The 11,367-nt window shown below is 35.1% G+C and carries 7 protein-coding genes; 6 read left to right on the forward strand and 1 reads right to left on the reverse strand.

The window, feature by feature from the left end; all coding sequences use genetic code 11:
- Positions 1 to 4 precede the first annotated feature (4 nt).
- Genes KTB61_RS01425 through KTB61_RS01445 form a run of 5 tightly spaced genes read left to right on the forward strand, consistent with a single transcriptional unit; the run spans position 5 to position 8,196 of the window.
- Entirely contained in the window at positions 5 to 1,189 is a 1,185-nt protein-coding gene (locus tag KTB61_RS01425) for a glucose-1-phosphate adenylyltransferase (protein ID WP_075759032.1), read from the forward strand.
- A gap of 12 nt (positions 1,190 to 1,201) precedes the next feature.
- Complete coding sequence (gene glgD / locus KTB61_RS01430) at positions 1,202 to 2,335, forward strand: glucose-1-phosphate adenylyltransferase subunit GlgD (RefSeq protein ID WP_075759031.1); 1,134 nt, start codon at positions 1,202 to 1,204, stop codon at positions 2,333 to 2,335.
- Positions 2,328 to 3,764 (forward strand): glycogen synthase, encoded by a 1,437-nt coding sequence (locus KTB61_RS01435; protein WP_075759030.1) that lies wholly within the window; start codon positions 2,328 to 2,330, stop codon positions 3,762 to 3,764. The genes glgD and KTB61_RS01435 overlap by 8 nt, the downstream gene beginning before the upstream one ends.
- Positions 3,765 to 3,798: 34 nt before the next feature.
- Positions 3,799 to 6,249: a glycogen/starch/alpha-glucan phosphorylase gene (locus tag KTB61_RS01440; RefSeq protein ID WP_216696650.1), complete on the forward strand. Its 2,451-nt coding sequence runs from the start codon at positions 3,799 to 3,801 to the stop codon at positions 6,247 to 6,249.
- Positions 6,250 to 6,270: 21 nt separating this feature from the next.
- Positions 6,271 to 8,196 (forward strand): glycoside hydrolase family 13 protein, encoded by a 1,926-nt coding sequence (locus KTB61_RS01445; protein ID WP_216696651.1) that lies wholly within the window; start codon positions 6,271 to 6,273, stop codon positions 8,194 to 8,196.
- A 94-nt stretch (positions 8,197 to 8,290) separates the two neighbouring features.
- Here the strand turns inward: KTB61_RS01445 and KTB61_RS01450 are convergent, their stop codons facing one another.
- A complete protein-coding gene (locus KTB61_RS01450; RefSeq protein WP_075759027.1) occupies positions 8,291 to 9,937 on the reverse strand; it encodes a Na/Pi cotransporter family protein in 1,647 nt (548 codons plus the stop codon).
- Positions 9,938 to 10,095: 158 nt separating this feature from the next.
- On the opposite strand from KTB61_RS01450, the gene glf reads away from it, so the two are divergent.
- Entirely contained in the window at positions 10,096 to 11,193 is a 1,098-nt protein-coding gene (gene glf, locus KTB61_RS01455) for a UDP-galactopyranose mutase (RefSeq protein ID WP_075759026.1), read from the forward strand.
- Positions 11,194 to 11,367 lie beyond the last annotated feature (174 nt).

Below are 11,367 nucleotides of genomic sequence, written 5' to 3' on the forward strand. Positions count from 1 at the left end.
AGTTATGATTAACAAAAAAGAGATTGTTGCAATGCTGCTCGCTGGAGGTCAGGGAAGCAGACTGTATGCTTTAACTCAGAAAAAGGCAAAACCTGCAGTTTCATACGGTGGAAAATATAAAATTATCGATTTTCCATTATCAAACTGTTCCAATTCAGGAATTGATACAGTAGGTGTTCTGACACAGTATGAACCATTAGAGTTAAACTCTTATATTGGAACTGGAGGACCATGGGATCTTGACAGTATCACAGGTGGAGCATATGTATTACCTCCATATGTAAGAGGAGAACAGGGTAACTGGTATCGTGGAACAGCCGATGCAATTTATCAGAATATTAATTTCATTGATAATTATGATCCAGAATATATTATTGTATTATCTGGTGACCAGATTTGTACAATGGATTATAATAAAATGCTTGCATATCACAAAGAAAAAGGTGCAGATTGTACAATTTCTGTATTGAATGTTACATATGAAGAAGCAAAACGTTTCGGAATCATGAATACAGATGAAGATAACCGTATTTATGAATTTGAAGAAAAACCTGCAGAGCCTAAGAGTACAAAAGCTTCAATGGGTCTTTATATCTTCAATTATAAATTGATTCGTCAGTACCTGATCGATGATGCAAATGATCCTGATTCTGCACATGACTTTGGAATGAATATTATTCCTCGTCTATTGGAAGAAGGTAAGAAAATGTATGCTTATGATTTTGAAGGATACTGGAGAGATGTAGGAACTATCGACAGTTTATGGGAAGCAAATATGGAATTGCTAGATCCAAATTCTCCGGTAGATCTGGATGATGATAAAATGAAAATCTACACAAGAAATTATGCATTACCTCCTCATTTTGTTACAAAAGATGCAACAGTTAAAAATAGTATTTTAGCAGATGGATGTGTAGTTGAAGGTGACGTTGAAAATTGTGTTATTCATCCTGGCGTTAAAATTGGAAAAGGTAGTGTTGTTAAAAACAGTGTAATTATGTCTAATACAGTAATTCGTGAGAACTGTACAATTGACAAAGCACTGATTGACGAAGAGGTTGTTGTTGAAAAAGGATGCACTGTAGGTGAAGGTGATAATGTAACTGTTATAGGATATCGCAGTGTAGCTTTGGAAAATGCAACTATCGAAGACGGTGCAATGGTTTACCCAGATAGCATCTTACACTAGGAGGATTGAAATATGAATAATCGTATGTTAGGAATTATTAATGCAGGGGAAGAAAATAGAAAATTAAGAGATTTGGTTCGTAGCAGAAGTACATCTGCACTTCCAGTTGGCGGACGTTACCGTGCAGTAGATTTCTTAATAAGTAATATGGTAAATGCCGGTATTAAAAATATTGGATTGTTAACAAGAAAAAATTATGATTCTCTTTTAAATCATGTTGGATCCGGTAAAGCTTACGGATTAAACCGTAAAAATGACGGATTGTATATTTTCCCTCCATATATTACAGGAGCATCTGTGACTGGAGAATATACCAGCGTTATGGATGGATTACGTGGAACACTGAACTTCCTGAGAAAAGCAAAGGAAGAATATGTGCTTTTGGGACGTTCTTATGTGGTCTTCAATGCAGATTTTAATGATATGCTGGATAAACATATCAAATCAGATGCAGATATTTCAGTAATGTATTTTGATATTGATGGGGATGAAACAAATGTAGACTATGACGGAGTTTACATGAAAACAGATGATGAAAGCGGACAGATTATCAATATGTGCTATTCTGACGGAAAACAGCGTTCCAATAAGAAAAACATGGATGTTTATATTATGAAGAGAACACTGCTGATTGATCTGATTGAAGATGCAGTGGCACATAATAAGAAACATTTCTTCTTTGATGTAATCATTCCTAATTTTGATCGTCTGAAAATTCAAGGATATGAATTTAAAGGATATGTAGGATGCATTACTTCAGTGGAAGCATATTATAATGTTAATATGGATTTATTAAAACCAGAAGTTATTGAAGAATTATTCCATGGAAGACCAATTTATACCAGAACAGCTGATGGTTCTCCTGCCAAATATGGAAAAACAGCTGATGTTAGTAACAGCCTCATCTGTAGCGGATGTGAAATTGATGGAAAAGTTGAAAATTCTATTGTTTTCCGTGGATCTCAGATTTCTGAAGGTGCAGTTGTCAAGAATTCTATCGTTATGGCAGAAGGATTCATTGCCAAAGGTGCTGAAATTGATCATACAATATTAGATCGTCATGTAAAAGTTTACTCTAATGCTCATTTGGCAGGTTCATCTAATCATCCTGTATTTATTCCGAAAGGAGCTAGTATTAATGAGTAATGCAGTAAACGTTCTATTGGTTGCAGCAGAATGTGCACCTTTTGTAAAACTTGGAGGACTTGCCGATGTTATGGGAACTCTTCCGAAAGAATTAAACAAAATAGGTGCAGATGCCAGAGTTATGATGCCTTTTCATAGCCAGATGAAATATAAATATGCAGGTCGGACCAGACATTTAACAGATTTTTATATTGTATTTAACGGATCACATGTTTATGTGGGAGTTGAAGAACTGGTTTATAATGAAGTTGTTTATTATCTGATTGATAATGAAGGATATTTTGGAGATGCTGTTTATAGAGGCGGAGTTGCAGAAGGAGAGCAGTATGCTTTCTTCTGCCGTGCTGTAATCGAAGCTGCAAGCCGTGTATTTATTCCAGATGTGATTCACTGTAATGACTGGCAGACAGGATTAATTCCTATTCTGCTGAGAACACAATATGGACATTGGGATATTGGTCGTTCAAAGACTATTTTTACAATTCATAATATGATGTATCAGGGAGAATTTGGATTTGATCTGTTCCAGCAGTGGCTTGGAATTGATCCTAGATATGATACCCCTGAATTCATGCATAATTATGAATGTGCAAGTTTTATGAAGGCAGCCCTGGTCTTTGCAGATCGGTTAAGTACAGTTAGCCCTACTTATGCACAGGAAATCAGGAATCCGGCTTTTGCTTATCGTCAGGAAGGTATTTTAAATGCAAGAGCTGGAGATACATGGGGAATCTTAAACGGAATGAATGTTGAAGAGTTTGATCCGGAAACAGATCCTCTGATCCCTTACCATTTTAATAAAGATGATCTTTCAGGAAAGAAGAAAAATAAAGAGAAATTGATCAGTAGACTTGGTCTTTCCATTACACCTGAAGTACCGGTCATTGGTATGGTTTCACGTCTGACAGAGCAAAAAGGTCTTGATTTGGTTAAATACATGCTGGATGAAATTGTCTGTACAGAAGATGTGGCAGTTGTTATTCTTGGAACTGGAGATTATGAGTATGAAGAATTCTTCCGTTATATGGAAGGAAAATATAAAGGCAGAGTATGCTCTTATATTGCATATGACAATGAAATTGCACATCTGATCTATGCAGGAAGTGATTTATTCCTGATGCCATCTAAGTTTGAACCATGTGGTATTTCACAGATGATAGCATTAAGATATGGATCATTGCCTATTGTTCGTGAAACAGGTGGTCTTAGAGATACAGTGCAAAGTTATAATGAGTACGAAGATACCGGAAATGGTTTTTCCTTTGCAAACTATAATGCACATGAGATGCTCAATGCAATTCGTTATGCTTTAAGAACTCTTGAGAGTCCAAAAAGAAAGCAGGGATTAATAAAAAGAGCTATGGAATCTGATAACAGTTTTTCAAAATCTGCTAAAAAATATCTTGAAATGTATAAAAGCATCTTGTAGAATAGATACATCAGTTTGAAAGGAGAGAAAAACTATGAAAGGACACAGTAACAATAAGGTAAAAGGCATTGTTACAAAGATAGAGAATAAGTTAATTAACACCTTGGGTACTACTCTAGAAGATGCTACCAATGATGAAATTTATAAAGCAGCAGCAGGATGTATACGTGATGATATTATGACTCAGTGGGCAGCAAGCCGAAAAAAAGTAGAAGATACGGGAGCTAAGAAACTGTATTATATGTCAGCAGAGTTTCTGATGGGACGTGCTTTTTCGAATAATCTGATTAATGAAGGTCTATACAACGATTATAAAGCCGCATTTGAACAAATGGGAATTGATTTTGATGTAATCGTTGATGAAGAACAGGATGCAGGATTAGGAAATGGTGGTCTGGGAAGACTTGCTGCATGTTTCCTTGAATCTCTTGCAACATTGGATCTTCCGGTTATTGGATGTGGTATCCGATATGAATTTGGATTATTTAAACAGAAAATTATTGATGGAACACAGATTGAAGTAGAAGATGACTGGCTTCGAGATGGACATATCTGGGAAGTTGAACGTCCGGAACTGAGTGTTGAAGTGCACTTTAACGGAACAATTGAAGAACACTGGACAGAAGATGGTCTTAAGATTGAACATAAAGACTATAATACAGTTGTTGCAGTTCCATATGATGTACCAGTTATTGGTTATAAGAGTAATACACCAGCAACTTTACGTCTTTGGAGTGCAAGAAGTAAACAACGTTTTGACTTCCATTCCTTTAATGAAGGTATTTATGATAAAGCTATGGCAGATCAGGCATTTGCTGAAGTTATTTCAAAAGTGCTGTATCCTGCAGATGATCATATGCAAGGAAAGATGCTTCGTTTGAAACAGTTCTATTTCCTTACATCTGCTACAATGCAGCTTGCTGTAAGACATCACAAAGAGCATAGAGGAGATTTACATACACTTCCTGATTATGCAGTAGTACAGATTAATGATACACATCCAACTCTGGCTATTCCTGAATTAATGAGAATCCTTATGGATGAAGAAGGTTTTGGATGGGATGAAGCTTATGATATTGTAAGTAAGATTTTCAATTATACAAATCATACTATTATGTCAGAAGCATTGGAATGCTGGGATGAAAATATGTTTAAGCTTCTGCTTCCACGTATTTACCAGATTATTTGTATTATGAATGAAAAATACTGTAATAAGCTTCGTACTTATTATGGAAATGATGAAGGAAAGATTGCATACATGGCAATTATTGGAAATGGACAGATTCGTATGGCAAACTTATGTGTAGCTGTTTGTCATCGTGTAAATGGTGTATCTCAGCTTCATGGAGATATCATCAAACAGCAGCTTTTCCATGATTCTTATAATATTTATCCTCAGAAATACCTTGCGATTACCAATGGTATTACACATAGAAGATGGTTTGCTCTGGCAAATCCGGAATTGTGTGAACTGGTACGGGAAAATGTAAAAGGTGATATTTTGAAAGATTATCATCATTTTGAAGAAGTACTTCCATTAAAAGATGATCCTGTCTTCTGTAAAAAATATGATGAAATCAAACAGAAAAATAAAGTACGTTTTGCAAAATATCTGGAAGAAAAACAGGGAATCAAAATTAATCCAAATTCTATTTTCGATGTACAGTGTAAACGACTTCATGAGTATAAACGTCAGCTTCTGAAATGTCTGCACATTATTTATATGTATCAGCAGGTTAAGAAGAACCCTGATTATATCACAACACCAATTACATTTATTTTTGGAGCAAAAGCAGCACCAGGATATGTAAGAGCAAAAGACATTATCCGTCTGATTAATTCTATTGGTGATATGGTCAACAGCGATCCAGCAGTTAAAGATAAAATGCAGGTTGTTTTTGTAGAAAACTATTCTGTATCTGTTGCAGAAATGCTGATTCCAGCAGCTGATATCAGTGAACAGCTGTCAACTGCAGGATTGGAAGCTTCAGGAACAGGAAATATGAAATTCATGATGAATGGTGCAATTACATTGGGAACAATGGATGGTGCCAATGTTGAGATTTATGAACAGGTGGGAGAAGATAATATCTTTATCTTTGGTGCAACTGTTGATGAGATCAACAACATGAAACGTTATCATACTTATAATCCTGGAACAATCTTTGAGAAGAATCCTCAGATCAGAGATGTATGTAACTGTCTGGTTGATGGAGATCTTCCAAGATATGGTAAGAGAAAATACTCTGATATTTATCAGTCACTACTGTTTGGTGAATTTGGACAGCCAGATCAGTATTTTGTATTGTACGATTTACCATCATATATCGAAGTTTATGATAAAGTATATGACAGTTATGTAAATCATCATGATGAATGGGTTAAAATGGCAGTTGTTAATACTGCAAAATCTGGATTCTTCTCATCTGATAGAACAATTGCAGAATATAACGAAAAGATTTGGAAACTTAAGACTGTAAAATAGGAAAAGAGTAGAGACAAAATTATGATTCATAATGCTTCAATAGAAAAATATAGAGCTCCTATTGGTGCAGTTGAAAAAGGCGAAGACATTACACTTCGCCTTTTTGGATTACCAAAGAATACAGACAGTGTAGATGTCATATATTATTCGGAGAATTTTCATCGGGAGCTTAGGATGAAACAGAGGGGAGATTGCTGTGAAAAGGTAATAACCATGCCAGAAGAGTGTTGTATAATCTGGTATTATTTTCGTATTTGGGAAGCTGATCATTGCTATTTTTATGGAGCAAAACCAGGAGTTACACAGGGAGAAGGAACAACATATGGTGAGTCTCCGGGATGTTTTCAGATAACAGTGTATGAAAAAGGTTTTGACACACCAAGATGGATGTCAAAAGGGATTATGTATCAGATTTTTCCAGATCGTTTTTGTAAAGGTAATCCAAGAAATCTTGAGCGTGGTGAAAATCATCATCGAAGAATGGGCAGAGATGTCTATATTCATAAAGAATGGGAAGAACGACCATTATTTGGTCCGTTGCCGGGGAAACAGTTTTATGATCCATGTGACTATTTCGGAGGAGATTTGGAGGGAATAATTTCACAACTGGATGAATTGAAAAAATTAGGGGTAACCTGTATTTATTTAAATCCAATTGGAGAGGCTGCCTCTAATCACAGATATAATACTTCTGATTATAAAAAGGTGGATCCGTTTTTAGGAACTAATGAAGATTTTAAACGCCTTTGTAAAATTGCAAAAGAAAAAAGAATTCATGTAATTTTGGATGGAGTATATTCCCATACAGGTGATGATAGTGTTTATTTTAATAAGAAAGGCAATTATCCAGGGTATGGTGCGTATCAGGGACCTGAGTCACCGTATTATGACTGGTATACTTTTCATGAAGATGGAACCTATGAAAGCTGGTGGGGATTCCAGTCACTGCCGGAAGTGAAGGAAATGAATGATAAATTCGTGAACTATATTATCACAGGAAAGAATTCTGTTTTAAAACATTGGTTGTCTTTAGGTGCTTCAGGTTTTCGGCTGGATGTAGCAGATGAACTTCCAGATGAATTTATTTTCCTCATGAGAAAGACACTAAAGAGCGTTTTTAAGAATCATGTTCTTCTTGGAGAAGTATGGGAAGATGTTACCACAAAAGAAAGTTATGGCATCAAAAGAAAGTACGCATTGGGAGATGGACTGGATAGTGCTATGAATTATCCATTTAAGGTAAATACTACTAATTATCTTCTTGGATATGTGGATGCTTATGCCATGCAGGAATTTCTGCTGGGACAACAGTGTAATTATCCTAAACCGTTTTATTATGCTGTTATGAATTTGTTATCTTCTCATGATATTCCAAGAATACGTACAACATTTGCATCTGGAATGAATGAAACGCTTCCATCAAGAGAAAAACAGGCTGAATATGTTATTACATCGAAAATGGATAAACAGGGTGCGCGGCTGACACGTCTTGCAATGGCTATACAGTTTTTTATTCCTGGAATGCCATGTATTTATTACGGAGATGAATATGGAATGCACGGTTTTATGGATCCATTTAACCGAGAAACATTTTATAAAAATGATGTTCAGGTATATCAGGAATTGAAAGAGATAACCAGTTTAAGGTCTAAGGAAAAAGTTTTACAAACTGGTTATGCATTGTATTTTGCTGTTAATAAAAATGTTCTCGCTATGGTACGTTTTGTAGCAAATCAAAAGGATGTATTCGGAGAAAAATGTGGAAATAAAGCACTTCTGATGTTGGTAAATCCCACAGATCAAAAAGAAAAAGTAGTATTTGACTTACGGATGAAAAAAGAAGGGGTGCCAGAAAAAGAACATAAGGCATTAATTCAGAATTTAGAAAATAAAGTGATTCGTGAAGAAGTAGCCCCATTTGATTACAAAATAATTGAATTATCATGAAAAGACGGAGCTTAATCTGAAAATAAAAAACATCTGGATTGAACTTTTCCCTTGTTAATAGACAGGGATGATTCAATCCAGATGTTTTTTCGTACTATTCTACAATATCTTCTTCGCTATCATAATCATCATTGATAGAAAGAGCAATATTCATACCATGATCTGCAATTCTTTCTAAAGCAGATAACATATCAGAAAACAAAAGGCCGGCCTGTGGATCGCAATCACCCTTTGCCATACGTTTAATATGATGCTTTTGATATTTTCGTTCCATAGAATCGACTGATGTTTCAAGCTCGTTAATTCTAGGAAGATATTTATCGGAGTCATCATTCATAAAAGCTTCAATGGAAAGAATTAATAGTTCGGCAACAGAACCATACATCATAGCAATTTCTTTTTTTGCATTGATACTTAATGCTGCATTGTGTTTTACTTCGGTTTTGGTGAAATCTGCAAAATTCTCAGCGTGATCTCCGATACGTTCAATATCATTTACCACATGGAACATGGAACCAAGAATTGCACGGTCAGCAACAGGAAGAGTCAGCTGATTGGATTTTACCAGATAATCTGTAATGGCATGACTGATAAAGTTTATATCTTCCTCTCGTTTATATACTTTTTCAATATTTGAATCATCTGCATTCAAAAAGCCTTCCATAGATAATTCCAAATTATCTTTTGCCATATCAGCTAAGCGTTTGATTTCTTTTTTTGCTTGCGGAATAACAGCAGCAGGTGTATTCATACTATGTTCGCCAATATATTGCAATTCGTTATGATGAACTTTTTCATCTGTTCCTGGAATAATCTTAGTTGTAAGATTAACAACAAAATTGGTCAGCGGGAACATTAGAATTACTTCGATTACTTTAAACGTTGTATGTGCATTTGCAACACCACGGCCCAGATTACCACCGGAAATATTCAGGAAAAAGTTTGTGATAGGTTCAAGGGCAAAGGTCAATCCGATAAAGATAACGATGCTGCCGAAAATATTAAACAGAAAATGGATCATAGCTGCACGCTTAGCACCTTTGTTTCCACCTAAACTTGCCAGCAATGCAGAAACACAGGATCCGATATTACATCCTAAAATAATAAAGAAGCAAATTGGTAGTTCTAATAAACCTTGAGAGGCCATTAAAAGGACGATGCTTACTGTAACAGAAGAACTTTGGAGGATAGCTGTAATAATAAATCCAAACAATACTCCCAGAAAATGATTATCAAGACTTTTCAATGCATTCATAATGATGGGAGATTCTTTCAGTACAGACATAGAACCAGACATTGTGGTTAATCCCATGAATAAAACACCAAAACCTAAAATAACTTCTCCGAATTTCTTGATTGTGGGGTTATCAATAAACATAACCATAATGACACCAGTCATTAAGAAAACAGGGGCAACCTCAGAAAGGTTAAAGGATACCAGCTGGGAAGTAACCGTAGTACCAATGTTAGCACCAAGGATAACTCCGGCAGCCTGGGACAGGTTCATTAATCCTGCATTTACAAAACTTACAACCATAACAGTTGTTGCACTGGATGATTGGATAATACCGGTAAATATGATACCTACGATCATAGCTGTCAGACGATTTGTTGTAAAAATTTCAAGAATTCGGCGAAGTTTTGCGCCAGCAGCTTTTTCAAGTCCGTCACTCATCAGTTTCATTCCATACAGGAAGAGGCCAAGACCTCCAATCATTGATAAAATAATTGTGTAATCCATAATGTAGTTTCTCCTTCTTAACGTTATCTTAACGTAAACTTTACTTATATTTTACTTTAATACCAGCGGCGATACAAGGAAAACGTTGTTATTTTTTTGGATATTCAGTATAATAACTAATAATGAGAGATATTTAACATGTCGATAAGGAGAGAATAATGAAAAAATACGATTTTTTGCTCGTAGGTGGAGGACTTTTTAACGGAGTAATAGCATATGAAGCAAAAAAAGCAGGAAAAAAATGTCTGGTTATAGAAAAGAGAGATGTATTAGGAGGAAATATTTACTGTAGAGAAGTTGAAGGAATTATGGTTCATGAATATGGAGCTCATATTTTCCATACCAGTAATGAAGAAGTTTGGAATTACGTATGTAATCTGGTAGAATTTAATCATTATGTCAATTCACCGGTTGCAAATTATTATGGAGAAACTTATAATCTTCCATTTAACATGAATACATTTAGCAAAATGTGGGGAATTTCAAAACCAGATGAAGCTAAAAAAATCATTGAAGAGCAGAGAAAAGCTATCAAAGGAGAACCAAAAAATCTGGAAGAACAGGCCATCAGTCTTGTAGGTACAGATGTTTATGAGAAACTGATTAAGGGTTATACAATGAAACAGTGGGGAAGGGAATGTAAGGATTTACCTGCATCAATTATTAAGAGACTTCCTGTACGCTATATTTATGATAATAATTATTTTAATGATCCTCATCAGGGGATTCCTAAAGGTGGATATAATGTATTGATCGACAAGCTTTATGAAGATTGTGATGTTGTTCTGGGAAAAGATTTCCTTGAAGATAAAGAAAAATATATGGATATGGCTGAAAAGGTAGTTTACACAGGAACAATAGATTCTTATTATGATTATTGTTATGGTAAATTGGAATATCGAAGTTTAAGATTTGAGCATGAATTATTGAATGAGGAAAATCATCAGGGAGTTGCTGTTATGAATTATACAGATGGAGAGACTCCGTATACCCGTAAAATTGAGCATAAACATTTTGAATTTGGAACTCAGGAGAAGACAGTTATATCCAAAGAATATCCGGCAGAGTGGGAAGATGGAATGGAGCCATATTATCCTGTAAATGATGAGAAGAACAGTGAACTATATGAAAAATATAAAGCTCTTGGAGATAAAGAGGAAAAGGTATGGTTTGGTGGACGCTTAGGTGAATATAAATATTATGATATGGATAAAGTTATTGAATCTGCATTAAAATTTGTAAAGGAAAAATTATAGAAGAATTTGACCTCAAATTAATAATAATTATTTTATGAAGAGTCTGAGAAAATATTTCTCAGATTCTTTTTTTGTTTCATTAGGAAAGATATTGACCGCTTTGTTTAGTTAGGAAATTCTGGTCTTTCAGGCTGGACGAACTTTGCCTGGTAGGGTATAATTAAATCTGTATGC

Source organism: Anaerostipes faecalis, from assembly GCF_018982945.1.
GTDB classification, from domain to species: domain Bacteria; phylum Bacillota; class Clostridia; order Lachnospirales; family Lachnospiraceae; genus Anaerostipes; species Anaerostipes faecalis.

Bases quoted from the DNA above. Each gene is read 5' to 3' on its own strand.
- KTB61_RS01425 (WP_075759032.1), top strand. From the start codon at position 5: ATGATTAACAAAAAAGAGATTGTTGCAATGCTGCTCGCTGGAGGTCAG.
- glgD (WP_075759031.1), top strand. From the start codon at position 1,202: ATGAATAATCGTATGTTAGGAATTATTAATGCAGGGGAAGAAAATAGA.
- KTB61_RS01435 (WP_075759030.1), top strand. From the start codon at position 2,328: ATGAGTAATGCAGTAAACGTTCTATTGGTTGCAGCAGAATGTGCACCT.
- KTB61_RS01440 (WP_216696650.1), top strand. From the start codon at position 3,799: ATGAAAGGACACAGTAACAATAAGGTAAAAGGCATTGTTACAAAGATA.
- KTB61_RS01445 (WP_216696651.1), top strand. From the start codon at position 6,271: ATGATTCATAATGCTTCAATAGAAAAATATAGAGCTCCTATTGGTGCA.
- KTB61_RS01450 (WP_075759027.1), bottom strand. From the start codon at position 9,937: ATGGATTACACAATTATTTTATCAATGATTGGAGGTCTTGGCCTCTTC.
- glf (WP_075759026.1), top strand. From the start codon at position 10,096: ATGAAAAAATACGATTTTTTGCTCGTAGGTGGAGGACTTTTTAACGGA.